Origin of the sequence: Dehalogenimonas formicexedens (assembly GCF_001953175.1) — a bacterium.
In the GTDB taxonomy this organism is placed as follows: domain Bacteria; phylum Chloroflexota; class Dehalococcoidia; order Dehalococcoidales; family Dehalococcoidaceae; genus Dehalogenimonas; species Dehalogenimonas formicexedens.
Genome location: NZ_CP018258.1, coordinates 425,519 through 448,405 on the forward strand (window position 1 = coordinate 425,519; position 22,887 = coordinate 448,405).

At 53.6% G+C, this 22,887-nt stretch carries 21 protein-coding genes, 1 tRNA gene and 2 pseudogenes; 11 read left to right on the forward strand and 13 right to left on the reverse strand.

Annotated elements, in window-relative coordinates; genetic code table 11:
- Positions 1 to 103: 103 nt before the first annotated feature.
- Positions 104 to 1,252 carry a Fic family protein gene (locus Dform_RS02275; protein ID WP_076003596.1) on the reverse strand — a complete coding sequence of 383 codons (1,149 nt, stop codon included), beginning with the start codon at positions 1,250 to 1,252 and terminating at the stop codon, positions 104 to 106.
- A gap of 161 nt (positions 1,253 to 1,413) precedes the next feature.
- Positions 1,414 to 3,387 carry a DUF2075 domain-containing protein gene (locus Dform_RS02280; protein ID WP_076003597.1) on the reverse strand — a complete coding sequence of 658 codons (1,974 nt, stop codon included), beginning with the start codon at positions 3,385 to 3,387 and terminating at the stop codon, positions 1,414 to 1,416.
- A gap of 275 nt (positions 3,388 to 3,662) precedes the next feature.
- Here Dform_RS02280 and Dform_RS02285 point away from each other — a divergent pair, with 275 nt between their 5' ends.
- Positions 3,663 to 4,196 carry a hypothetical protein gene (locus tag Dform_RS02285; RefSeq protein WP_076003598.1) on the forward strand — a complete coding sequence of 178 codons (534 nt, stop codon included), beginning with the start codon at positions 3,663 to 3,665 and terminating at the stop codon, positions 4,194 to 4,196.
- A 178-nt stretch (positions 4,197 to 4,374) separates the two neighbouring features.
- Here the strand turns inward: Dform_RS02285 and Dform_RS02290 are convergent, their stop codons facing one another.
- Together Dform_RS02290 and Dform_RS02295 are read right to left on the reverse strand one after the other, a co-directional pair.
- Positions 4,375 to 6,501: a sodium-translocating pyrophosphatase gene (locus Dform_RS02290; RefSeq protein ID WP_076003599.1), complete on the reverse strand. Its 2,127-nt coding sequence runs from the start codon at positions 6,499 to 6,501 to the stop codon at positions 4,375 to 4,377.
- Between the two features lie 119 nt (positions 6,502 to 6,620).
- Complete coding sequence (locus Dform_RS02295) at positions 6,621 to 7,301, reverse strand: hypothetical protein (protein ID WP_076003600.1); 681 nt, start codon at positions 7,299 to 7,301, stop codon at positions 6,621 to 6,623.
- Between the two features lie 49 nt (positions 7,302 to 7,350).
- On the opposite strand from Dform_RS02295, the gene rsmD reads away from it, so the two are divergent.
- The 4 genes from rsmD (at position 7,351) to Dform_RS02315 (ending at position 8,952) form a co-directional block, all read left to right on the forward strand.
- Positions 7,351 to 7,956, forward strand: coding sequence for a 16S rRNA (guanine(966)-N(2))-methyltransferase RsmD (gene rsmD, locus Dform_RS02300; protein ID WP_225973715.1), 606 nt, complete (start codon positions 7,351 to 7,353; stop codon positions 7,954 to 7,956).
- Positions 7,953 to 8,426 (forward strand): pantetheine-phosphate adenylyltransferase, encoded by a 474-nt coding sequence (gene coaD, locus Dform_RS02305; protein WP_076003601.1) that lies wholly within the window; start codon positions 7,953 to 7,955, stop codon positions 8,424 to 8,426. Before rsmD ends, coaD begins: the two co-directional genes overlap by 4 nt.
- Before the next feature lie 73 nt (positions 8,427 to 8,499).
- Positions 8,500 to 8,763, forward strand: coding sequence for a YfhL family 4Fe-4S dicluster ferredoxin (locus tag Dform_RS02310; protein ID WP_076003602.1), 264 nt, complete (start codon positions 8,500 to 8,502; stop codon positions 8,761 to 8,763).
- A gap of 113 nt (positions 8,764 to 8,876) precedes the next feature.
- Positions 8,877 to 8,952: transfer RNA gene (locus Dform_RS02315), tRNA-Ala, on the forward strand.
- Between the two features lie 491 nt (positions 8,953 to 9,443).
- Here the strand turns inward: Dform_RS02315 and Dform_RS11765 are convergent.
- A pseudogene (locus tag Dform_RS11765) lies at positions 9,444 to 10,454 on the reverse strand (recombinase family protein); the annotation flags it as partial.
- Positions 10,455 to 10,480: 26 nt separating this feature from the next.
- A complete protein-coding gene (locus tag Dform_RS02335) occupies positions 10,481 to 11,395 on the reverse strand; it encodes a hypothetical protein (RefSeq protein WP_076003603.1) in 915 nt (304 codons plus the stop codon).
- Positions 11,396 to 11,698: 303 nt separating this feature from the next.
- Here Dform_RS02335 and Dform_RS02345 point away from each other — a divergent pair, with 303 nt between their 5' ends.
- From Dform_RS02345 to Dform_RS11340, 3 genes are all read left to right on the forward strand, one after another.
- Positions 11,699 to 12,421 carry a tyrosine-type recombinase/integrase gene (locus tag Dform_RS02345; protein WP_225973716.1) on the forward strand — a complete coding sequence of 241 codons (723 nt, stop codon included), beginning with the start codon at positions 11,699 to 11,701 and terminating at the stop codon, positions 12,419 to 12,421.
- Positions 12,399 to 12,758 carry a hypothetical protein gene (locus Dform_RS02350; RefSeq protein ID WP_076003604.1) on the forward strand — a complete coding sequence of 120 codons (360 nt, stop codon included), beginning with the start codon at positions 12,399 to 12,401 and terminating at the stop codon, positions 12,756 to 12,758. The genes Dform_RS02345 and Dform_RS02350 overlap by 23 nt, the downstream gene beginning before the upstream one ends.
- Positions 12,759 to 13,015: 257 nt before the next feature.
- Positions 13,016 to 13,174: a hypothetical protein gene (locus Dform_RS11340; protein ID WP_158513453.1), complete on the forward strand. Its 159-nt coding sequence runs from the start codon at positions 13,016 to 13,018 to the stop codon at positions 13,172 to 13,174.
- Positions 13,175 to 13,388: 214 nt separating this feature from the next.
- Here the strand turns inward: Dform_RS11340 and Dform_RS02355 are convergent.
- The 3 genes and pseudogenes from Dform_RS02355 to Dform_RS02365 all read right to left on the reverse strand — a co-directional run.
- Positions 13,389 to 13,946: pseudogene (locus Dform_RS02355) on the reverse strand (homoserine O-acetyltransferase family protein); the annotation flags it as partial.
- A gap of 10 nt (positions 13,947 to 13,956) precedes the next feature.
- Positions 13,957 to 15,255, reverse strand: coding sequence for an O-acetylhomoserine aminocarboxypropyltransferase/cysteine synthase family protein (locus tag Dform_RS02360; RefSeq protein ID WP_058437851.1), 1,299 nt, complete (start codon positions 15,253 to 15,255; stop codon positions 13,957 to 13,959).
- 39 nt (positions 15,256 to 15,294) lie between these two features.
- Positions 15,295 to 15,732 (reverse strand): RrF2 family transcriptional regulator, encoded by a 438-nt coding sequence (locus Dform_RS02365; protein WP_076003605.1) that lies wholly within the window; start codon positions 15,730 to 15,732, stop codon positions 15,295 to 15,297.
- Between the two features lie 325 nt (positions 15,733 to 16,057).
- On the opposite strand from Dform_RS02365, the gene Dform_RS02370 reads away from it, so the two are divergent.
- Positions 16,058 to 16,438 (forward strand): hypothetical protein, encoded by a 381-nt coding sequence (locus Dform_RS02370; protein WP_058437847.1) that lies wholly within the window; start codon positions 16,058 to 16,060, stop codon positions 16,436 to 16,438.
- Positions 16,439 to 16,708: 270 nt separating this feature from the next.
- Here Dform_RS02370 and Dform_RS02375 read toward each other — a convergent pair whose 3' ends face one another.
- The 3 genes from Dform_RS02375 to Dform_RS11180 form a co-directional block, all read right to left on the reverse strand.
- Positions 16,709 to 17,224 carry a hypothetical protein gene (locus Dform_RS02375; protein WP_058437841.1) on the reverse strand — a complete coding sequence of 172 codons (516 nt, stop codon included), beginning with the start codon at positions 17,222 to 17,224 and terminating at the stop codon, positions 16,709 to 16,711.
- A 352-nt stretch (positions 17,225 to 17,576) separates the two neighbouring features.
- Positions 17,577 to 18,071, reverse strand: a complete 495-nt coding sequence (locus Dform_RS11770) for a hypothetical protein (protein WP_145925510.1) — start codon at positions 18,069 to 18,071, stop codon at positions 17,577 to 17,579.
- Between the two features lie 148 nt (positions 18,072 to 18,219).
- A complete protein-coding gene (locus tag Dform_RS11180) occupies positions 18,220 to 18,390 on the reverse strand; it encodes an aminomethyltransferase beta-barrel domain-containing protein (RefSeq protein WP_145925511.1) in 171 nt (56 codons plus the stop codon).
- Between the two features lie 26 nt (positions 18,391 to 18,416).
- Between Dform_RS11180 and Dform_RS02390 the strand changes: the two genes are divergently transcribed.
- Complete coding sequence (locus tag Dform_RS02390) at positions 18,417 to 19,271, forward strand: HAD-IC family P-type ATPase (protein ID WP_335583015.1); 855 nt, start codon at positions 18,417 to 18,419, stop codon at positions 19,269 to 19,271.
- The gene (locus tag Dform_RS02395) at positions 19,268 to 19,471 is read left to right on the forward strand and encodes a hypothetical protein (protein WP_076003608.1); all 204 of its coding nucleotides are present in this window, start codon (positions 19,268 to 19,270) and stop codon (positions 19,469 to 19,471) included. Before Dform_RS02390 ends, Dform_RS02395 begins: the two co-directional genes overlap by 4 nt.
- 110 nt (positions 19,472 to 19,581) lie before the next feature.
- Here the strand turns inward: Dform_RS02395 and Dform_RS02400 are convergent, their stop codons facing one another.
- On the reverse strand, positions 19,582 to 22,863 hold the full coding sequence (locus tag Dform_RS02400) for a type ISP restriction/modification enzyme (RefSeq protein ID WP_058437907.1): 3,282 nt from the start codon (positions 22,861 to 22,863) through the stop codon (positions 19,582 to 19,584).
- Positions 22,864 to 22,887 lie beyond the last annotated feature (24 nt).

The window sequence follows — 22,887 nt, forward strand, 5'->3', positions numbered from 1 at the left end:
CTGTTCGTTTGAGATGGTCCCGGCAAAATCTGGGCTTGGGACCTTTGGGCGGGCATCGTTAGTGATCAATTACGGATGGGGCACTCGCCGGAACGGCGGGTCGTTATTCCCTGGGATTGAATATATCCATGTAGGCTTTGTACTCGTACAAGCGCCCGTATTTCTCTGAACCCGCTTTGGGTTGCAGGATGCCCATTTCGATAAAGCGCTCGATGAGACGGGACGCCCCCCTCCGTGTAAAAAAACCTGCCCATTCTTGAACCTTGGTCACATTGACGATCGGCTGGGCGTAAAGGTTCACCAGTACCTTCTTCGAACTCTCGATAGCCCGCTTGTCCCCGGCCAGGATCAGCCCCATATCGTGGTTGCTAAGCGCGGAGATCCTGGTGATGGTTTCTATGGATTCCCCGGCGATATCGATGACCCCATCCAGGAAGAAGCCGATCCATTCGTCAATCCGGCCGTTATGGTAGGCCTCGAGTTTATCGTAGTAAAGCGCGCGGTGCCTTTTGAAAAAGGATGAAAGGAATAACACCGGCCTGTCCAGGTAGCCTTTTTCCAGCAGGTAGAAGTTGATCAGCATTCTTCCGGTTCTGCCATTGCCGTCCTTGAACGGATGGATGGTCTCGAACTGGGAATGGATGATGCCTGCCTTTATCAAAACAGGGATAGCATCATCAGCATTGATGAAACCCTCGAGATCGCCGAGGGCGCGTTGCATATCGGCTACCGGCGGCGGTACAAAACGGGCTTCCTCGATATGTCTGCTGCCGAGCCAGACCTGTTCGGTTCTGAACTCGCCCGGAATGACGTACCCGGAAACCCGCGCCTGGTGAACAAGCTCGCGGTGCAGTTCGCTAATGAACCGGAGCGCAAGCGGGAACTTGTCTTCGGCAACGCGCTTGATGCCGTAATGCAGCGCTTTAATATAGTGCTGGATGTCGTCGACATCAGGCGGGATTTTGGAACTCATCTGGACCTCAGCCTCGATGGCGTCTTCCATGGTGGCCTGCGTTCCCTCGATCTGCGATGATGAGGCGGCGTCCTTGCGCAGGTACATCAATAGGAAGTAATCCATATCCGGCAGGGATTTGGTGGCATAATCCAGCTTGCCAATGAGGCGGCTAGCCTCTTCGTTCTTTCGCGCCACCAGGGGGCCAAGATCAAAACCGCTCAGAGGGGGGAAGGGGTGGGGGATAAAAACCTTGAAGCCCTTTGGCTGCGATTTCAATTCGCCAATAATGTTACTCATATTTGGTATACATCCGACAGTCACTTAGATACTAAGTGTAATAGATAGTATCTATTAAGTCAAGGAATGTGTACCAAAATCCCAGGGAGAGTCAATCGGCTCGTGATATGTGGAGTCTATTTATTGTGATAAGTAGGCAGCGAGAATTGCCCATTGGAATCTTAAATCGTCTGGAACCCAATGTCTTTCAAATATTGGTATGTCGGATCATAAAAATCAGGCTGGCGTGTGGGGTCTGCGATTTCTCCTTTGGGCACGACCACGACCATACCCTGACGAGCGCGGGTTAATAGGACTCGATATGCGTTTTTGAGGTAATTCATACGTTTTGACATCTTTATGTGATACCAACGAGAACCAATAAATGATCGGTGTTCCCAACAAGTCTTTGAATACCTAAAATCAGCATCCCAAGTTACGCAGACCCAATCAAGTTCCAACCCTTGAACGTGAAATTCAGTTGCAACATCTTCGAGGTAATACGATGAACGAACGTCCTCTTTCCCTTCAAGAAACCAATGAACTGGATCCATCGGCGATTTGATATCTATTGCGTACGGTTTGAGTCTTTCAGCCTGGGAAGACACTACAATCCCGTAACGTTCCGATCCCCTGGCATGGGTACGTAGCCAATTCTTGGCGATCGAAAGGTCCCGAGTTATTACGATAGGGTAATTCTTAATGACTTTGGCCAATGCTTCCCGACTTTCATCCGGTTTAAGGTCCAACAATTTTTTAATCAAGAAAGAAACATTTTCTGCTCTGAATGAACGCATTGATACTGAAAGATGTAAATCATCATCGTACTGAACATTGTCACGGAATTTGATTTTGGACAACTCCCTTTCGGTGCAATATTCGCTATCTGTTAGTTTGGAGGAAATATAAATCTTCCAATCCGGAAATGATCTATCCAATGAGTCAACCCACTCACCGATCCCAGCTTCTCCAGTATTGATTTCTTGCCCACCGCCCACAAGGCAAATGACAACAGCCCAATCACTGTGACGATCAAGACAGGAAATCAGGAATTCAGGTTCGGATTTCTTAAAATTAGGGTGGCCCTTTTTTTGTTTCATAAATTTTTGAGTTTGATCTAAGTCCCAGGCTCGTTGGGCTTCATCGAATATTGCTACATGTTCAACCGGAGGCCCAGGTCTGAGTAGACAGTCGTCTCGGAAATTATGAACGTTCTGGATTCTCACTTTAACCGTTCGCATTACAGCGCCTTTGGTGATTTTCAGTCCACGTTCCTTCTCCTGCCTGACTTTATCTCTGGTTATAGCTTCTCGTAAAACCTGAACGAGTGGTCCATTTCCAGAAAGGAAAACGCTGTAAAGATCATTGGATTCGTCGGAATGTTTATTGGCAATGTTCAGGCCAACCAATGTTTTGCCTGCTCCCGGCACACCAGTAACAAAGCATATCGACTTTTGATGTTTTTCCTTGGATATTTGAATTATTTTTGTTATTTTATCGGAGGTTGTTGAAAGGTTAATTGCATTCGCATCACTTCGAGAAATATCTTCCACTGAATGCCCGTTATACAGAGCTAAAGCAGCCTCGATAATTGTCGGTGTGGGACAGTATCTTCCTTCTTTCCAAACTTTAGGATCGATCAATTTCCCCGTGCTCAGATCAAGTATCTGTTTCATGATCCCTTCGAGTGACTTTAGATCGCTGTTAATCGGGGAAAAAATTTTGTCATACGCTGGGGGTATTGGACTACACGGAGACGAAACTTTGGCTTTAGTTGCTATCAGGATTGGAACAATAAATTGATCGTGGCTCGGCTCGTGGAAGTTTTTTAAATCAAGAGCGTAATCATAAACCTGATCTATGTCTTTTGATTTGAATTCTATCTCACCAACTTTGAATTCCAGAACAAAAATTACATGTTTAATTAGAATTACGACATCTATCCGCTTTCCCATACGGGGAATGGAATATTCAAACAATATTTCTCCATCAATATGCCCTAGTATCGTTTGCAATATGCAAACTTCTTCAAGCCAAGAATCACGTTGTTGCAAACCAACATCGTATTGACTATTTTTAGTTAATATTCCCAAAATCGTTTCAGGAGATGACATCCGAAAGTTCGAAATGGAGTCGGAATAATATTCTCTCTTCATAATTCCTTTGTACCATTCAATCGATAAGTTCCAGTGGTACTGTTCATCTTGTATCTGGCGACCACTACCAATAATAGTATACCAGGATCAATCAATGATCATTGGGTATTTGCAATTAAAGCATCCGCTATCGGTCTGTGGGCGGTGGATGGCGTGGAATCTGGACGTCTGCGCTTAACTCGATGAATGATTGCCGTAAATATATTTCGTAATTCCCACCAAAAACGACACCAAACGCTTGACATCCCTGTGAACAGCCGTGCTATAATACCGGCATGACTGAAAATAGAACAAATGTACAAACAAATGGTTTAGAAGGTATTCCCAGCCCGCAACCCGAAACGCCAGAAACCGCTCTTCCTTATCACTCCCTCTCCGTTTACGGAGAGGGTCGGGGTGAGGTCGCGAAACGTGGCCGTGGCGCGCCGAAAGGCAACCTGAACGCCCGCCACCATGGCCTCCGTTCGCCCCGCATCATCGAAGCCCAGCGCAGGATATTAAAGGAAGAGACGGATTACGGCCGCCTTGACCGGGAGATACTGCTGGCTGTTTTTCAGACCGTGATGGTCAACTCCACCGGCGCCACCACCCACGTTGCCCTCCGCCTCCAGGCGCGCTTGGCACGGCTGGTGCGGATCAAGTACGGCATCCATCTGGATGATCTGGAAGCTCTGGAGAACGCCACCAGGCGGGTCGCCGTAGACCTGCCGCTGACCAAAGAACTTGCCGCCAGGCTCGCCGCGGTTTCCAAGTCACCTCCGGGCGTACTGATAACTGACAACTGTAAACTGTCGACTGTAAACTGTTAACTGTGAACTAGGTATTGTTTGATTTGAATGAATTGATCGAATTGTCCGCGCCAAACAACTCAATCGTGAGTTTCGCCAATTTCAATCGTGTTGTTTCGGTAACTATTGAAAATCGTGTACGGACAAAAAAGCGAGCGGCTCTTTGGAGCCGCTCGCTTTCGAAATCCTCGTGAGAGGGTTAGATGAACAGGGGGACGAGGACCAGGGTGATGGTGGACAGGAGCTTGATCAGGACGTGCAGGGAAGGTCCGGCGGTGTCCTTCAGGGGATCGCCGACGGTATCGCCGACAACAGCGGCGGCGTGGGCGAAGGTGCGCTTGCCCTGGACGACCCCCTTGTCATCCTTGAGCTGCCCGTCTTCGATGTATTTCTTGGCGTTGTCCCAGGCGCCGCCGGCGTTGTTCATGAAGGCGGCCATCATGATGCCGCCGATGGTGCCGACCATCAGCATAGCGCCGATGGCCTGGGCGGCGTCATAGGTGGGGATCAGTCTGAAGCCGACACCCAGGGCCAGGGGGGCGAGGACGGGGAGTAGGCCGGGCTTGATCATTTCGCGGAGGCCGGCGCGGGCGGTGATATCGACGGCGCGGGCGTAATCCGGCTTGGCTTCCCAGGTCATGATCTTGGGATTCTCGCGGAACTGGCGGCGGACTTCCTCGATGATCTTCTGCGCGGTGGATCCTACCGCTTGGATAGCCCAGGCGCTGAAGAGGAAGACCAGCATGACGGCGAGCATGGCGCCGATGAAGACCTCGGGGCGGGCGATGTTGATGGCGGTGAAGGGTTCGCCGCGCAGGAAGGCGACCTGGTCCATGTAAGCCTGGAACAGGAGGAAGGCGGCGAGGCCGGCGGAGACCAGGGCGTAACCCTTGGTCAGGGCTTTGGTGGTGTTGCCGACGGCGTCAAGGCGGTCGGTGATCTTGCGGACCTGGGGTCCGGCGCCGGCCATCTCGTTGATGCCGTTGGCGTTATCGGTGATGGGGCCGAAGGTGTCCATGGCCAGGACGTAGGGGCAGGTCATCAGCATGCCCATGGTGGCCACGGCGGTGCCGAAGGCGCCTGCGCCCTCAACTCCGGAGGCCTTGCCGAAGGCGTAGGCGACCAGGAGCGAGACGGCGATGACGATGGTGGTGGGGAAGGCGGTCTCGAAGCCGATGCCGATGCCGCCGACGATGTTGGTGGCGGAACCGGTGCGGGAGGCCTGGGCCAGGTCTTTAACCGGCTTGTACTTGGTATCGGTGTAGTACTGGGTGATGTAGAGGATGGCGACCGAGGCGGCGATGCCGACGAGGCCGGCGGCAGCCAGCCAGGCGTTACCCAGCATGACCGACACGGTGACGATCATGCCGACGGCGGACAGGATGATGGACATCCAGTAGCCGCGGTTGAGGGCGGCCATGGGGTCTTCTTCTTCCTTGGCTTTGACGATGAGCAGGCCGATCATGCTGGCGACCAGGCCGAAGGCGCGGACGACCAGCGGGAAGACGATCCAGACGACGTCGTGGGTCACGGCGTAGACGGTGGCGCCCAGGATCATGGCGCCGATGTTTTCGGCGGCGGTGGACTCAAAGAGGTCGGCGCCGCGGCCGGCGCAGTCACCGACGTTGTCGCCGACGAGGTCGGCGATGACGGCGGCGTTGCGGGCGTCATCTTCGGGAATGCCGGCTTCAACCTTGCCGACGAGGTCGGCGCCCATGTCAGCGGCTTTGGTGTAGATACCGCCGCCGAGCTGGGCGAACAGGGCGACAAAAGAGGCGCCGAAGCCGAAGCCGACAATCAAATGGGGGGCGATTTCAGGGCGGTCATTGCCGCCGAAGGCGAAGAACATGGCGGTAACGCCGATGAGGGACAGGGTGGTGATCAGGAAGCCGGACACGGCGCCGCCGCGCATGGCGACGTCGATGGCTTCACGCCAGGAACGCTGGGCGGCCGCGGCGCAGCGGACGTTGGATTTGACGGCGATGTACATGCCGGCAAATCCGGAAACGCCGGAGCACAGGGCGCCGACCAGGAAGGCGAGGCCGGTGCGCCACATGATGCCGGCCTGGCCGACATCACCGGGGGTGGTGTCGCCGGAGAGCAGGCCGACGACGATGCCGACGAAGATGGCGACGAAGACCGACAGGATACCGATGGTGCGGTACTGGCGGTTGAGGAACGCCCACGCGCCCTCGAAAATCATGTCCCCAACTTCTCTCATCTTGGGGGTTCCGGTGTCCTTGGCCAGGACATAGCGGGCCAGGTAGACAATGAACAGCACGGTTACCAGGGCGATGACGGGTACGATCCAGAAGATACCAGGCATTACTCCTCCTTCTTATTTCCTCTTGCTAACAAAACCGCGATAATATATCACTTTTGTCAAGTGCGGGCAAACGGGGATTGAACCCACGTTCAACGAATTTGCGGGGAGGCCGGAGGAGGTCAGCGGGAGCGGCGGCGGCCGCGCTTGAACAGCCAGCCGAACTGTCGCAGCCAGAAGGGCAGGGGTCTCACCGCGGTGCGGTCGAGGATGGCTTTTTCGGCGTCGCCGGGGCGGTGAGCGGAGCCTTTGGCGATAACCGGCAGGCCGAAGCCTTTGATGCCCCACATGACCTGGACGCCGAGCTTGGCGGGGGGAGTTTCATCTTCTTCGATAAGGTAATACAGCTCTACCCGGGACTTATCCGGCAGGAAGGTGTGGAAGGCGCCCTTGTCCAGCTGGGGGCCGAACCGGCGGAGGACGGCCAGGGGCGGGGTGTCCGCCAGGCCGATGTGGTTTATCAAAGAACCCGGGTCAACCTTGAGCTTCTGCGGCGAACGTTTCAGCCGGTAAACGGCGTTTTTAAGGTAACAGAAATCGTAAAGGGTGTCGCCGTCGAGGGTGACCAGGCGAAGCTCCGGCCGGGGCGTGGACAGGCCGGTTACCGCGACCGAAAGGTAGGACGCGGAAAGGCCCCCCGGCATCTCGAGCGCTTTCTCGACCTGCGACCAAACGGCTTGCGGCACGATCACCCCGCAGAGGGTGCCGTCGACGTTCAGGGCCCAGTAGAGCACCCGTTTCGCCGGAGAGGGCGAAAGCGGCCCGCCCCAGAGCAGAAGATAGGTATCGGTCGCGCTTTTCATCACGCTATTTTAGTGGCCTTAAGTCGCCTGCGTCAACGTGATTTCACGATTGGAGTTTGACGCCGTACGCTTCTTCATTCAGAATGTCGGCATGGGTTATTTGAGGGTCATCGCCGGGGAATGCAAGGGCCGGCCGATAAAAGTCCCGGACCGCAAAGCCACACGTCCGGCTACGGAACTGGTGCGCGGCGCCATTTTCTCGATACTGGCCTCGCTCACCGAAAACTGGGACGAGGTCCTCGATTTGTTTTCCGGGTCAGGGTCGCTGGGCATCGAGGCGCTTTCCAGGGGGGCCGGGCATGCCGACTTCGTCGAACAGGAACGGGTCTGCTGCGACATCATCAGGGACAACCTGGAAAAATGCGGCCTGTCCGGCCGGGCCCGGGTGAACTGCTTGCCCGTCGAACGGTCGCTTTCGATGTTGGACAAAGAGTACGACATCATCCTCATGGACCCGCCGTACCGCCGGGAGGATATCGGGGAATTTCTGGGCAAACTAGCTTCGACAGCCCTCGTCGGACCGGAAACATGGCTGGTCATCACCCATTCGCCGCGGGTGCCCCTCGACGAAAGCTACGGCCAATTGAAAATGATAAAGGAACGGCGCCACGGCGACAGCATCATAACCATCTATCGCAAGGAGATTTCAGTATGAAGGTAGCTTTATACCCCGGCTCGTTCGATCCGTTCACCTACGGCCATATAGATATCATCCGGCGAACGTCGAAACTGTTCGATAAGGTCATCGTCGGCGTCTACGACACGCCCGAGAAGAAGCTGATGTTCACCACCGGCGAAAGGGTGGAACTGGGCCGGGAGGCGGTCAGGGATTTGCCCGATGTCGAGGTCAAGGCTTTTTCCGGGCTCATGGTGGAGTTTGCCCGTAAAGAGGGTGTCACCACCGTCGTCAGGGGCCTCAGGGTCAACAACGATTTCGAGTTCGAATTCGATATGGCGATGATCAACCGGAAGCTGGCGCCGGAGATCGAGCTGGTGTGCCTGCTGGCCAGCCCGGAATACCAGTTCCTGTCGTCGAGCATGCTGAAGGAAGTGGCGCGGCTGGGCGGGGACTTTTCCGACCTGGTTCCCCCGTTCGTCGCCAGGGCGGTTCTGGCCAAGGTTTAGCGGTGGATCAGGTTTACCGTATCAGGCATTATCAGGTATAATAAGGAAACCATTTTGAGAGGACAGACGTTACATGGCTTTTAAGATCACCGACGAATGCATCAGCTGCGGCGCCTGCGAGCCCGAATGCCCTAACGCCGCCATCACCGAGGGCGAAAACATCTATGTCATCGATCCCACCAAGTGCACCGAGTGCGTCGGTTCCTTTGCCACCAAGCAATGCGCTGAAATTTGCCCCGTAGACTGCTGCGTACCCGACGAGGCCCACGTGGAATCACGCGAAGCCCTGCTGGCGAAATGGCGCACCCTTCATCCCGGTAAAGAACCCAAGCTATAATCGGTTTTGGGGAAGATCCAGGGCGACCCGGTGCCGGGTCGCCCTTTTAATTGCCCGTTAACATAGTCCAGTTAATACGCCGCGCCGTGGTGTGTTATAATGGGCGGCTGCATGGGGCTGTAGCTCAGCTGGGAGAGCATTGCGTTCGCATCGCAAGGGTCAGGGGTTCGAATCCCCTCAGCTCCACCAAAACTATCAATAGGTAGAACTGTTTCACCATCACCGCCCGGAATGGGCAGCCTATATTCCACCTTCACGGTGTTGCCCTCAACAGTGACCCTTTTCACGAATGTCTTAATGAACGCCTTCCGCCTTACCACATCGGCATCTTCAAGCAAAGCCCTCAAATCCCTTGCATGAGTTTTGATTGCCTCAAGGTTGAGTTGATCCATCTTGTCGACGACCGCGTCTGCATCAAGCTGTACCTTCACTTTACTGAGTTCATCTTGCTTGTTCCGTAACTCCCTGATTCGGGGCGCTAGATCATGAAGCGTTAACAGCCCGGTTTCAAGAGCCTCGTACAATTTGAGCAGCCTGGTATTCACTTCCTCCAGTTCCGAATCGATGTTGGATAGCCGCTCGTATAAAGCGGTATGACCTGATCGCAGATCTTCATTCACCAGCTTTACGAGTTCTTCCAAGTTCTGTTCGTTCAGGATCGTGGATTTTAGGTTTTGAGTCACAAGCCTCTCAAGTTTTTCCTTGGGAAGGCTACGAGCGCAGCACGCTTCCTTGCCTTGCTTGTAGTTCCGCATACATTGATAGTAAGCATATTCCCCGGATTTGGCGCTGTGGCCAGTCATCGAGTGCCCGCAAGAACAGAATAGAAAGCTGGAGAGGAGGTACTGGCTTGTAACCGTCCGAGGGTGCGCGACGGCCGGGCTTTTATTCCCCACCTTCTTCTGCACAAGGTAGAAATCCTCATGCGGAATGACAGCAGGCCAAGCGTTTTTCAGCCGGACCGAGCCCCACACAAGAACTCCGGCATAGGCTTCGTTAGTGAGCACCTGGTAGACTGTAGACCGGCCCCAGTACTCACCTTTAAGAGTACGAAGACCGTCCGCATTAAGTTTACAGGCAATGGCCTTGCAACACTGGTCTTTCAACGCCATTTCAAATTGGAGCTTAACAACCTGGATCGGAACCGAATCATCCGGCATGGGTTCGAGTTTGTTCCTGAGCTTTTCGCCGTCCTTCACCTTGATGACCTTGTAACCATAAGGAGGCCGGGAGCCGTTGAAGAAGCCGCGCTTGGCATTTTCCATCTGGCCACGCTTGATGTCCTGCCCCATGTTCAGGCTGTAGAATTCGTCGATAGATTCGATGACACCCTCCAAGAGGTGTCCGGTCGGTGAATCATCCACCGGCTCGCTGATTGATATCACCGAGATGCCTTGCTTCTTCAGGAGCATCTTGAAGGTCACCGAATCGCTGCGGCTTCGGGCGAAGCGATTGAGCTTCCATACTAAAATCGCTTGAAACGGGGGCGGTTTAAGCCTTGATAGCGAGATCATTTCCATAAAGGCCGGGCGGTCGGTTGAGCGTCCGCTTTCGGCCTCATCAATGAATTCACGAACTACCACATGGCCGTTTTTCTCGGCATACTCTCTCAAAGCCCGAAGCTGCGCTGATAAGGAAAGCACGGTGTCCTGTGCTTCGGACGAAACCCGACAATAAAGTACCGCCTTCATATCTTTTGTCCTCCCTAACCTTTCGCCTATGTCCCGATCCGCTCACAAATTGAGCAAGTCCCCGGTAGCATGCCTATTGCTGAATATTCGCTGATTAATTCTCTGATTGGCGTTACCCATTCCCCAAGGCTCTTATACGTTGTTTCTACTTCTTTAAGTTCAACCGTTTTGGTGAGTTCTTCGTATGCTGCAAGAAGACCGGACCTGCACTTATCCTCGCCTTCGGCATCTACCTCAGCCAGTTGTTTGCCAAACAGGGTGACCAGGTGCCGCTCCCGATCGACAACCATCCCATTTTTCAACTCAGCATCCGTTTTCCCAGGTTCCCCTGAGAAACGTCGTCGAAGCGCGTACTTATAGAGTTCAGCGCAGGCGGTGTGACTGAAAACGAACGGCGGATGAATACCTTTAGTTTCCGAGACCACCGGTAAACCCGTCTTATTCCTGATGAGTTCAAGCGTCTTCAGTTGGAGGTCGATTCGAGCCAACAAATGGGCTTGATACTCTTTCTGCCACTTGGAAAGAAAGCGCGTAAGCTTGATTTGGCCCAGGTGCTGCTTGATCGGAGACGGCTTGTTGAGGGCGGCTTTTGGAAATCTCCCGGCGAGGAACTTTTCTTTCAGGCGCTCTTCATCGAGGAAGACCGACAGTGGCTCGCGCTCGTACCAGGAGACAACCGCCAGTTCAACCGCCGGGACCTCAACGGAACGGGCAGTTTCAGTGAGTTCAGCAAGTAGTTGTTCCTGATGCCTTTTAAGGGCATCTCGGATCAGGCTCACATTTGCCTCTCGCAAGTCCCGTTCCCGTCGCGCTTGGATGATACCGTCCCTGACCGTGCGAGGATCAGCCTTGGTATCATTTACGATTTTGGATTCAGTTTTCCCCTCTTCAATTAGTTTGAGCCACCTCGCCCTGTCTTCCGCGCTATATTTCTTCGGCATGGAAAAATATTCCCCTTTTCTACGATTGATGATTATATTGCAAACGTCATACATGTATTTTATTGCTGTTTAGTGCGGCTGTCAATATTTACGCATACTTAACATTCTGCGGTGACGGGGGACGAAAGGTATGGTACTCTCGTTACATGCGAAAGCGCAAGCTAATAGATCCGGAAGACCAGGTCGAGGAAGACTTGCTGTTGTCAGGTCTGCGGATACTTGCTTCGATTATCGCCGATGCCCACCGGAAACAGCAAAAAGCATTGAGGGAAGCAAATCTTAATCTGAATGCACCTGCCCTAAATGGCGAGCAAAGTAAAGAATATGAAAGCCTACCTTGAGTTAGAAGAGATCGACCGCCTGGCCGCGACCGCTGATAACCTCCGCGACATGCTTCTGGTGACGATGTTGTTCCACCTCGGTTGCCGTGTTTCTGAGGCATTGGGGATCGCGGTCGGCGACATTGATCTCGATGCTGGCACCGTCACCATCAAACATCTGAAATCCCGCGTCAAGCTCAAATGCCCCAAGTGCGGTACTTCTCTTGGTTTGACCTCGGTCTTCTGCCCTAAATGCGGCGATAAGGTCGAGGCCGCAGTGAAGGAACTCAAGGAACATCGGAAGCAGCGAATTCTCCCATTGGATGATGATCTGATCGCCCTCCTAAAGGAATTCATCTCGCGTGGAGGTCCGATTAACCGTAACGGCAAGCGACTCCTTTTTGGAATCAACAGGCATCGAGCCTGGCAGATCATTAAAACACTTGGAGAAAAAGCCGGGTTGCCGCGGATCATAAATAATGAATCTGGCAAGGTGCATTACGTGTCGCCCCATAAACTGAGGGATGCCTTCGCCATTCGCGCGATGAGACACAACGACTCCGGCGATGGCCTAAGAATGCTCCAGGAACACCTTGGTCATCAGAGCTTCAACACCACCGCCAAATACCGCAAAGTCGCCGGTGAAGAACACCGCCGCTGGTACGATGATTTGTGGAAGGGCGATGGGCATTCCATTAAAGCCTAAGAAGGGCGGCTTCCTCCGGCCGTTCGGTTGCGGTTGGTTCATTCGGGAATATTTGGCTGGTCGAGCGCCTTATGGCTCACCGGCGATCGATCCCGATGTCGGTGCGCCGCAATCGGAGCTCTTCCAGGAGTACAAACTCGCCCTCATCTCAGAGATTGCCATGGACCGGGCAACACGGCAGGCAGAGAAAATCGCCCGGAAAGAAGGCAAGCCCATCTCGCCAGACAAGATCGAAGCGCTTTTCGAGGAATACTACTTACACCTTCCTTATAAAACCATCGCCTGCCGCTACCATTCGTTTGTTGATATTCCCTGTCTTCTTATCTCACGTGATTGATTGGCAGGGTAAAGCCAATCGCTCTTGATGCTGGCGCACTTTATAGAAGCGGCCCGTAACCCCTGCCCTGCCGTTTATTCAACCCCCTTTAATTTCGATCAGGCATTGTCTGCTCGCAATAGGTAACGTCGATGAAAAACCAGAATATAAAGACAATCAGCGCGATGCCCGGCCACCCTGTCAGCCAGCTTCTGGTATCGGCGCTCTGATCGGTAAGGCAGAAACTGAGCGTAAAGTCGAAAATTGTTTACTTTTCGATGCTGACAAGGCTCGGCTGGGTCGAGCTCACCGGTCAAACCGAACCATCGGCTTTCCAAGACAACTTCCCGCCCGGGCAGCCGCGGCGGTTCTACCGCCTGACCAAGGCCGGGCGCGGCGCCGGCGACAGCGCCTGGGCTAACCCACAAAAGGCTTAGTCTCCAAAAACACCGGCCGGTAAGGCCGCGGCAATCCAAATACAAAGCCCTGTGGTGCTTAAAGAAACCGCATTAGTCATTCAGTAGGTCAAATCATCGGGCCGCACCTTGCTCACATGATCCCCCGCGGATTGCCCGGCGAGGGCAACATTCTGGTTTTCGATAACGGAGGCTGGGCGGGCTTGATGAAGTTCTGGCTTTCGTATCGCTGTTGTTGTGGCGAGTGTTTGGCCGTCGTGGCGATGGCGATGATTGAGTTGATCTTGTGCGGAAATTTCGCCGCCCAGGCCAGGGCTTGCATGCCGCCCATGCTACCGCCGGCCACACCGAGCAATTTTTCGATACCCAGATACTCGATGAGTCTGGCCTGGGCGGAGACCATGTCGCCGATGGTGATGATAGGGAAATCCAAGCCATAGGGTTCACCAGTAGCCGGGTTGGGGGATAATGGGCCTGTTGAGCCCTGGCAGCCGCCCAGGACGTTGGAGCAGACGACAAAAAGCTCGTCGGTATCGAAGGCTTTACCCGGCCCGACCATGCTGTCCCACCAACCGTCTTTCCCGGTGGCAGCGTTTATCCCGGCTACATGGGCGTCGCCGGTTAAGGCATGGCAGATTAACACTGCGTTGGATCGCTCAGCATTGAGGCGGCCATAGGTTTCATATGCCAGCATCACCGGTGCGATCACCTCACCCGACTCAAGCACGAGTCGGTCGATGGTGAAGTATTCAGTTCGGACGAGACCGAGTTCCGAGGTTGTCGAATCAGTCATTGGTATCTCGTTAAGCCGTTGCTTGCCGGAGGGCTTGGTCGATATCTTCGAGAATATCATCGATATGTTCGATGCCAATTGAAAGACGAATGTAGTCTGGGGAGACTCCGGTCGCGGCTTGTTCTTGGGATGTCAGTTGCGCGTGAGTGGTTGATGCCGGATGTATGACCAAGCTCTTGGAGTCTCCGATATTGGCCAGGTGGGAAAAGAGTTTCACTGAATTGATGAATTTCCGACCAGCCTCAAGCCCGCCCTTAATGCCGAAACCTACTAGCCCACCAAATTTATTCCCGAGATATTTGTGAGCGGTTGGGTAATTCGGATTATCGGGGAGGCCGGGGTAGTTTACCCAAGCCACTGCCGGGTGTCTCGCCAGGTGTTGGGCGACTTTGAGGGCGTTCTCGGAATGACGTTCCTGTCGTAGGGCCAGGGTTTCAAGTCCCTGCAACAATTGGAAGGCGTTGAAAGGTGAAAGTGAAGCGCCGAGATCGCGAAGTAGCTGAACACGGGCTTTGATGATGAAGGCCACGTTACCCATACCTGGGAAGTTGCCGAAAACGTCCCAGAACTTGAGACCGTGGTAAGTAGGATCGGGCTCGGTGAACTCTGGGAATTTACCATTGCCCCAGGTGAACTTACCGGCATCGACAATAACGCCGCCGATACTGGTGCCGTGGCCGCCGATATATTTGGTAGCCGAGGCAACAACGATATCGGCACCGAAGTCAATCGGGCGGACGATGCCGACCCCTACGGTATTATCGACGACGAATGGAACGCCCGCTTCATGGGCGATTTTGGCTATGGCCTGGAAATCCGGGACATCCAGTTTGGGGTTGCCAATGGTTTCCGCGTAAATGGCGCGGGTTTTAGTGGTGATTGCACTTTTCAAGGCGTCGAGGTTGCCGGATGGCACGAATTTGACCTCTCGCCCCAGCTTGGGGAAGGTGTAATGGAACAGTTCGTAGGTGCCGCCGTATAGATTGTTTAACGACACGATCTCATTGCCGGGGCGGGTGATGTTTAGGAGTGCTAGCGTCTCCGCCGCTTGGCCGGAAGCTACCGCCAATGCCCCGACGCCCCCTTCGATAGCGGCGATACGTCGTTCGAAGACGTCGGTGGTGGGGTTCATGATTCGCGTATAGATGTTGCCAAACTCTTTCAGTGCAAAGAGGTTTGCGGCGTGGTCGGAATCCTTGAAGACATACGATGTGGTCTGATAAATGGGTACAGCCCGGGCGCCGGTGGCTGGATCCGGCGTCTCCTGGCCGGCATGGACAACTATAGTTTCCAATTTGTGAGCGCTCAAATTAGTGTCTCCTTCTCGTCTAATTCTTTTTGGCTCCGACTAGATATAGTACATATCGGAATCAGGAGACACTTTGGCCTGTTGACGGCTCACAAGATCGGCCAAGGTGGTTTTCTCCAACACCGACGTCATAGCTCGCCCCATATCGCCCCAGATATCCCTAGTGGCACAGAATTGGGAACGGTTATCAGGGCTCTGGATGCAATCCACCGGCTCAATAGGACCTTCCAGCAGGCAAACGACTTCGTTTAACCGGATGTTGTCTGGCGATTTGGCTAGTTTAAGCCCGCCACGGGAACCGCGGACGGATTGAACGAGATGGGCATCAACAAGTGGACCTACCAAGTGCTCTAAGTATGGTAGAGAAATCTGCTGCCGCCGGGCGATGTCTTTTATAGGCACGACCTCGTCGCCGTAATGCTGTGCTAGGTCGAGCATGGCGCGGGTACCGTAACGGGCTCGAGTGCTAAGTTTCATTTTTATCTCCCAACTTTAATAGTTGATGATTTGAATCAACATACTTATATTACCAATAAACAAATCGGAGGTCAAGGTCGTTTAGAGTCGTCGATGTTAAATCCCATGATGCACTGGTTATTCAGGACCGAGCAAAGTGAATGCGCTGGGGCAAGATCACTGGTTAAGCTGCTCCCGCACGATCAATCCAACATTCTCTGCGAATGTTCACTAGGTAACCAGCCATGACGTTTACGAGAGGCAATTCGACATACTATTGCCAAACGAGATTCCCGGATGGTACACATGGAGTTACATCTGGATGTAATCATTATTGGAGAACGAAATGGGCCGTTACCCAACCGTCGCCTCCAAACTTGAGATACTAGAGTTCATCGCGAGCAAAGAAACCGCCACGCTCGGCGACCTTGTGAACCAGTTTGGATATACAGCGGGAGCTGCCGCTGTTAGGTTATGCCGCCTCGAACATCAGCGCCTTATCGAAAAAATGTGGGCAAGCAAAGAAGGTTACTGCCTTACTTCAAGGGCATACGAAAGGCTGGAGTCATTAAGGCGTTCACGAGGCAAGACCTATTCCCAACTGCTCAATGAAATCGATGATCTGCGCCGCCAACTGGCCGAAAAAGAATCAGAAAATCAAGGATTGAAGAACGAAAATATCAGGCTCAAAACCGAGCTTTCGCAAATCAAGAGCCAGTATTATTGACCTTCTTAGGCTATCATCCAAACAAAAAAGGCGGCGAGCTCCCGGATTCCCCGGATGCTTCGCCGCCTTTTTGTTGGACACATTAGATAGGTATCAACTTATAGACTTAGCCCGTTCAGCCTCCACAATCCCAATGTCTTTCCCCCCTTTTAGCTATCCAGTGATTGGGCAATTCCACCGGCTTCGCATAGTAGTAAGACACCCATTAGCCGCCGTTCGCTGGCCTAATGAATGCTCCCACTTATACAACCGCTAGAAGGGGTCAAAACGTTACCCACAGAAGGAAACTTGTTCACGCTTACGGAAGTGGCAAAGATACTTGCGTTCCGCGCCGTCCAAAGTTACGCCGTTCACCCGCTTGAAGGCAATCTGGATTAGCCGCTTAGGACAACTTAGCAGGAAAGTACGGGCGTCTATCCAGGCATCGAGGTCGAGCGCCGAGTCGTCGGGCAAAACGGACGACAAGCCGGTATCATTGTCGGCGTCCTCATCGCCGTCGAGACTTAGCAGGTTAGGGCTACGCTTCTTTTTGCGCCAGTAGTCGGCCACCTCGAAAGAAGCAATCCGGTACATGGCCGCTTCGGGCAAGGGCAAACCGCCCTTGCGGTTTTGAGCGTCGGCCAGTTCCATCATTATGCTGTGCCTTACGTCCGGCCTATCTTGCGTCGGTATTTTCCACATGAACCGCTTGGCAACTGCGTAGTATAGAAGCCAATCGCCGGTTAGCCGGTCATAGGACGTTGGCGGATTGTTTTGATCGTCAGGATAAGATAGGGTCGTTCTCAATACTTGACCCCCCTTTCAAAGAGGGGCAAGCGTTCAGGTCAAGGATTATCGCCTATTCAGTTGGTAAGGTGCTGGCGGTACAAAACCAGCACCTATCATGTAACAATCTTTGCGTTTGTTCAGCTACAAAATGAACCTATATTTACGACGCTTTCCCCGCCCACGATGAAATGATGGACATACCGCTTTAGCTTTGGAGTAAGCCCAGTTGAACAATAAGGAAGCTCTCTATTGCTCAGCAATCCACTCTTTCCGGCTGGTAGTTCGTCTCATTGGGAGGAGGCATTGCACAATCCGTCTTTGAACGTGGTGATTGTGTGATCGAGAGGCGGCAGATGGAATTACTTTACAGTTAGGCACTCATCCGCATCCGGGTAGAGAATGATGCCCGGAAGGTGGCCGAAAGTCTGGGTATCCGCCTGGAAGTTTTCGACCTACACGAATGAAACTTCAGGATGCGCTGATCCGTATCTACATGGCGCGACCGCGAACAACGCTCTCGGTCACCTTTCCAGTTCACTTCGATAATCACGTCATCTAACAACTGTTTGCTGGAAATGGACGGATTGTTGACGTTCCGGTGGCAGAGAATAATGGTAGTGCCGCCGTCCACTTCTGGGAAGGCAACGTTGTTTGGAAGTTCGATCGGCACGAGCATATCGTTGATCCCGGCGAGGAGCCGCGATGGATGGCTCGGCAACACGACTACCAGCGGGCGGTACCTGGAGGCGATCGTTGGGTTTTCGATATAACGTATGAGAAAGTCTGGGAATGGCAGTGCAGCGACCATTTCGATGAACTGGGTTTTAGATTTTCCGGATTGAAACGAAGACGCCCAGACGACCAAGGCCCCGATCCAGCCAAATGTAAAGTCACAGCCTGCTATGAGCAAAGCCGCGGCCATGCAGACTGCCGGCCATCTGCCTCGACTATCTCACCGAAAACCCCGATGGTAGGAAGATGGCAAGCAGTCCCTAGGCGAGGCACCCGCGCCGTTAGGTTTCATTCAGGGGCACGACATCACCTTTATAAAATACCGCCGCCTGTCCCGGCGCCGGCGCCATCTGAGATTCGTCGAAAGTAACTCTAACTTGGTTAGTAACGTAAGGTTCGATCCAAGCTGAAACCATGCGACTACCTGAACGGATTTTCGTCATTACCCCCATGCCACGGTCAAGATGCTCGATACCCGCTGGGCGAAGCCATCGTCAGGGCATACAGAGCCACGGGTAATGAACCCGAAGACGCCGAAGAGTTCGACTCGGTGCCGGGACACGGCATTTCGGCTCGGTTTGGCGATCGAAGCATCCTCCTGGGCAATCGCAAACTCATGATCGAAAACAACATCGCCGTCGAAAGCCTCGCCAAAGAGGCCGAAAGACTCGAAAACGAAGGCAAAACCGCGGTATTCGTCGCGGTCGATGGCAAACTGACCGGCATCATCGCCGTGGCCGATACGATGAAGGAGACATCGGCACAGGCCGTCGCAGAACTCAAGCGGATGGGACTCCAGGTGCTGATGATCACCGGCGATAACCGCCGCACCGCGGAAGCCATCGCCAGGCAGGCAGGCATCGACAGAGTCCTGGCCGAGGTGCTGCCGCAGGACAAGGCATTTGAAGTCAAGAAGCTGCAGTCGCAGGGCCTCAAGGTGGCCATGGTCGGCGACGGCATCAACGACGCACCCGCCCTGGCCCAGGCCGACGTCGGCATCGCCATAGGATCCGGTACCGATGTCGCCAAGGAGACGGGAAGCGTCATTTTGGTCAAGGATGACCCGCTCGACGTCGTCGCCGCGGTCCAGGTGGGGAGAGCGACGCTCGGGTTGATAAAGCAGAACCTGTTTTGGGCCTTCGGGTACAACACCCTTGCCATACCGCTGGGCATGGGCATCCTGTATCCTTTCACCCACCAGATGGTGTCGCCGGAACTGGCGGCGCTCCTAATGGCCACCAGCTCGCTGTCGGTGACGCTGAACACGCTGAGAATGCGGGGCTTTACGCCGGCGATACGACGAACCTCACCCTCGAATCGAGGTGCGGCATGAAGAACACCGCGACCGTCGCCGTGATCATCTACACCGGCCTGTCGCTGCTGGCAGTGGGAATGTTCCTCATCGCCACCATAAGCGGCGATTTCAGCGCCGTTGCCAGTATCGGCGGGGCGGTGTGGGTTCATCCTGGCGATGATCATCCTGATGCCGGCGGTCACCGGCGCGGTCAAGAAAAAATGAATTGTGTAGATTAAACTTGCCGAAGGCGGAATTATTGTGATGTCGATACTTGCAGTTCGCTTGAATTCACCCCGTGTCCTCTACTGCGATTGGCACAAAATGACGTTTTGTTGTTTGGTCAGGTCTAACCCTCAACAAGCGGCATTTGTGTGCTACGCACTTGGACTCTGGTGTTTGGTATTTCTGGTGCTTCACGTTGGGATGCATTTGGTTGCGGCAGATCCGCGGCCAAAAAGACGCCACCTTGAATCACAGCTTCTAAAAATTCAGCCAAGTCCGACGACATATTGACCGTATGCTCTAACACCCAGAGCAGTTCCAACAGTTCCTCAGTAAACTCTGCTGGCCATTCACAAGGACGTATCTTATCCAGTGGCGATGATGTTCTACCAGCAGGCTCGAACATACGATAACCAAGCCAAGACTTAACCGGACGCAAACCGGACACTTCAAATTCCCAGACCTTTTTTGAAACCGGTGTGAAGGAGCCTTCCCCAACATGGAGTGTTTCGCCGACTTCATCCCAATGGAAATCACGAGGATAACCTTCGGCGATCACAGGTACCGGGTGCACCGCACGTGCCCGTCCTGCTGGTATGGTGCTAGATCGCTGACCGGTAGGCACGAAACGCTCTCCGTACGTCTGTAGCCAAATTAACCGACCTCCGAGTTCTACACCCCGGCGGAATAGATTGGCGTCCGCAGTTATCGGTATCCTTGGTGATGAAGTTGCAAGTTCTTCAGCAAAGCTGCCCGTGTAACTCGGCCCTGCCAAAGTGGCATGACAATAAGCAAAGAGTTCTTCAGGGGATACAGGTGCTCCGTACACCTGCGCGAGATGCGCAAGTAGTCCGTTAGTTACGTTAGCCTCTGTGCCTGCTGAATCGCGCCAAAGAGGGATAACATCTTTGCCTCCAAATGACCCACGGAAATGGTGCAGGTCAGGTACTTGGGCGGCAACTACCGTTGCAGGCCCGGTACCCAGTACCCCAGTCAGTAAGCTGACTAGGTATATTTGCTTTTCAGAATGGGAAACCCAAAGGGGCTGGCTAGGCGTCCGAAACAATCTGCCATCGGCGAGGAGCCATTTCCTCTCGAAAGACCGATGGGCATAGCGCACGATTGGAGGCATTGGGCTGCGCGTTGTAACTTCCAAGATGGGCTGAGGAGAGGCTGGGGGAGGATACATACCTGATGACGGTCTGGTTGTAGTACCCCTTCCAAATCTTCTATCGGCAAATAATTCTCCACGGGCGGACGGGGGACTAGATGCTAAGCTATGCCACCGCTCTTCGGCTACATCGCGCGTAACTGCAATAGGCCATGTCCGCCCCACTTTGACGCCCGGTTGTTGCCATGGGAAAAGGTCGATCAGTAATGGCCAGGTAGAAAAGGGGCTTCGCCCTGTTGGAATAAGTGGAGCTGTCCATTCATTGGAACACTCCTGCCAGTTAAGGTCGTTGAAAGAAGATATTGAATCAAGTTCGGCAAGCTTCTCGTCCCGGCTGCCCGTGATTTTCGCATAGTGCACAGCCGCAGGTGTCTCAGGATTGGGGATGCCGTACCGCACACCTATGGCGATGGCTACCGGCGTTTGGATGGCAAAGACGTTTTCAGTTCTGCGCGCTCCCAGGCTTCCACCTTCAAGATCGATAATCCAGAGTTCATCGAAAACTCGGCGCATAACCTCTCTCATTCCTATGAATCCGGGACCGTTTAGATAACTAGATGCGGTGATATACGACACAATACCATTGCCGGGGCATTCTGGAGATTCAAAGACTTTCCAAAGTGCCCAACGCCAAAAATAAACGTAGGTATTGTATAGGCTCGCGATATGACTGAACCTCGTTCGACCCACAGCCAGATTAATGAAATCTCCCAATAAACGTTCTCGTCTTGCCAATGGGTCATCTGTACCTTCGCTGGCATCGAAAGCCTGGCGTTCATAGGGAGGATTGCCTATACAAACGAGCACGCGTGTCTCTTTTTTTACTTTCGCTGCTCGCCGGTGTTCGTCTACAAGAGGGCGCAGGGCCAGTGGCAAACGTCCCGGGGGAGCCACATCGGGCGATTCCAGGGTATCTGTAAGGTACACGTGGACTCCGTCTGCGGGAAGCGTGGCACCGGCTTCCTGCAGCTTCTGCGTCACACGGAGATGGGCGACGGCGTATGGTCCGACCAACAACTCAAAAGCATGTACGTTTTTCGCCAGCTTGGTGGCCCGTGGGGGTACTGCTCCGACACCATACCGGTTTAGCACTCGTTCTAACGCTTCGGTGATAGCCGCTAGAGGGTAAGTTCCTGTACCAGCAGCAGGGTCAAGCAAGACGACATCATCATCGGCATATGTCATTGGCTTGCCAAAACGTTGGATCAACAACTGCTCGACCAGCCGCACTTGGCAGTGTACGACTTGCACCGGGGTATAATAGACACCGCGCTCCTCTCGCATTTTGGGATCGTAGGCCGCTAGAAAGTCCTCATAAAAATACAGCCATGGGTCAGGGTCACGCGCTATTAGCCTAGTTGGATCCACGGCTTCAATGACTCTTACCAGAATATCGACACCCGTACCTATTTCAAGTCTTGTTTGTGGGTCTGCTAACAAGGTGAGAACATGTCCAAGCAGCTTGTGTTTATGACTCAAAGTCTCCGCTGCCCTTGCCGGCCGTAGGTCACTCGCACCGTCGAAACGCGCAAGAAGCAGCGCGTATGTCAGTGTTTGGGCGTAAGCATCGGCGAAGGCTTCATCTGTGGCATCTGGGAACAGAGTAGTACGCCATTCATAAGCGAGTTGGGCCAAGGCTGATTCAGTATTTGTAACCGCTTGAAGAACGTCATCACGCAAAAGACGACAAAGTGGTGCAAGTTGTTCGGCCAAGGCACACGGTGACGCTGGAGTAATTGGCTCCCAGCTTAAGAATTCTCGTATGACGGTAAAAAATGCTGGAGTTGTTTCAAGGCGTAAGCCACGAGATCCCCGTTGGTCAATATCACCGATATCAACCATTTCCCCAATTCGTTGTCCGTTCCGATAGAGCGCCCAGGCATTTCCATCAGTGTAGATAAGGTTAGGTAGTTCTTTGAACTTGCCCCATTGCTGCGCGTTATGACCGGTAAAACGCGTGGGGTCAACACCGGTTCCAGGCTTTTTAAGTTCGATATGACCAGTCAGGGCTCCACCCACGGCAACGGCCATATCCGGTCGCCCGATGTCTACAGCAGTTGCCTCAGTAACGACGTTCAGCTCATGACCCAAAACAAACGCGAGGGACCTGATTAGATTCTCGACGGGATTCTTGAGCTGATCTTCAGGCTGACCACCTAGCGGTGAAGCGAACTTCTCGCGAACACCTGCCGCGAAGGTGATTAAGTGGGAGTTAACCATCTCAGACGCTGGCATGGTTCACCTTCAAGGTTCTCGAAT

Bases quoted from the DNA above. Each gene is read 5' to 3' on its own strand.
- Dform_RS02280 (WP_076003597.1), bottom strand. From the start codon at position 3,387: ATGAAGAGAGAATATTATTCCGACTCCATTTCGAACTTTCGGATGTCA.
- Dform_RS02290 (WP_076003599.1), bottom strand. From the start codon at position 6,501: ATGCCTGGTATCTTCTGGATCGTACCCGTCATCGCCCTGGTAACCGTG.
- coaD (WP_076003601.1), top strand. From the start codon at position 7,953: ATGAAGGTAGCTTTATACCCCGGCTCGTTCGATCCGTTCACCTACGGC.
- Dform_RS02285 (WP_076003598.1), top strand. From the start codon at position 3,663: ATGACTGAAAATAGAACAAATGTACAAACAAATGGTTTAGAAGGTATT.
- Dform_RS02365 (WP_076003605.1), bottom strand. From the start codon at position 15,732: ATGAAACTTAGCACTCGAGCCCGTTACGGTACCCGCGCCATGCTCGAC.
- Dform_RS11340 (WP_158513453.1), top strand. From the start codon at position 13,016: ATGCTGACAAGGCTCGGCTGGGTCGAGCTCACCGGTCAAACCGAACCA.
- Dform_RS02400 (WP_058437907.1), bottom strand. From the start codon at position 22,863: ATGCCAGCGTCTGAGATGGTTAACTCCCACTTAATCACCTTCGCGGCA.
- Dform_RS02370 (WP_058437847.1), top strand. From the start codon at position 16,058: ATGGGCCGTTACCCAACCGTCGCCTCCAAACTTGAGATACTAGAGTTC.
- Dform_RS02395 (WP_076003608.1), top strand. From the start codon at position 19,268: ATGAAGAACACCGCGACCGTCGCCGTGATCATCTACACCGGCCTGTCG.
- Dform_RS11180 (WP_145925511.1), bottom strand. From the start codon at position 18,390: ATGGGGGTAATGACGAAAATCCGTTCAGGTAGTCGCATGGTTTCAGCT.
- Dform_RS02345 (WP_225973716.1), top strand. From the start codon at position 11,699: ATGGCGAGCAAAGTAAAGAATATGAAAGCCTACCTTGAGTTAGAAGAG.
- Dform_RS02275 (WP_076003596.1), bottom strand. From the start codon at position 1,252: ATGAGTAACATTATTGGCGAATTGAAATCGCAGCCAAAGGGCTTCAAG.
- Dform_RS02295 (WP_076003600.1), bottom strand. From the start codon at position 7,301: ATGAAAAGCGCGACCGATACCTATCTTCTGCTCTGGGGCGGGCCGCTT.
- Dform_RS02310 (WP_076003602.1), top strand. From the start codon at position 8,500: ATGGCTTTTAAGATCACCGACGAATGCATCAGCTGCGGCGCCTGCGAG.
- Dform_RS02350 (WP_076003604.1), top strand. From the start codon at position 12,399: ATGGGCATTCCATTAAAGCCTAAGAAGGGCGGCTTCCTCCGGCCGTTC.
- Dform_RS02335 (WP_076003603.1), bottom strand. From the start codon at position 11,395: ATGCCGAAGAAATATAGCGCGGAAGACAGGGCGAGGTGGCTCAAACTA.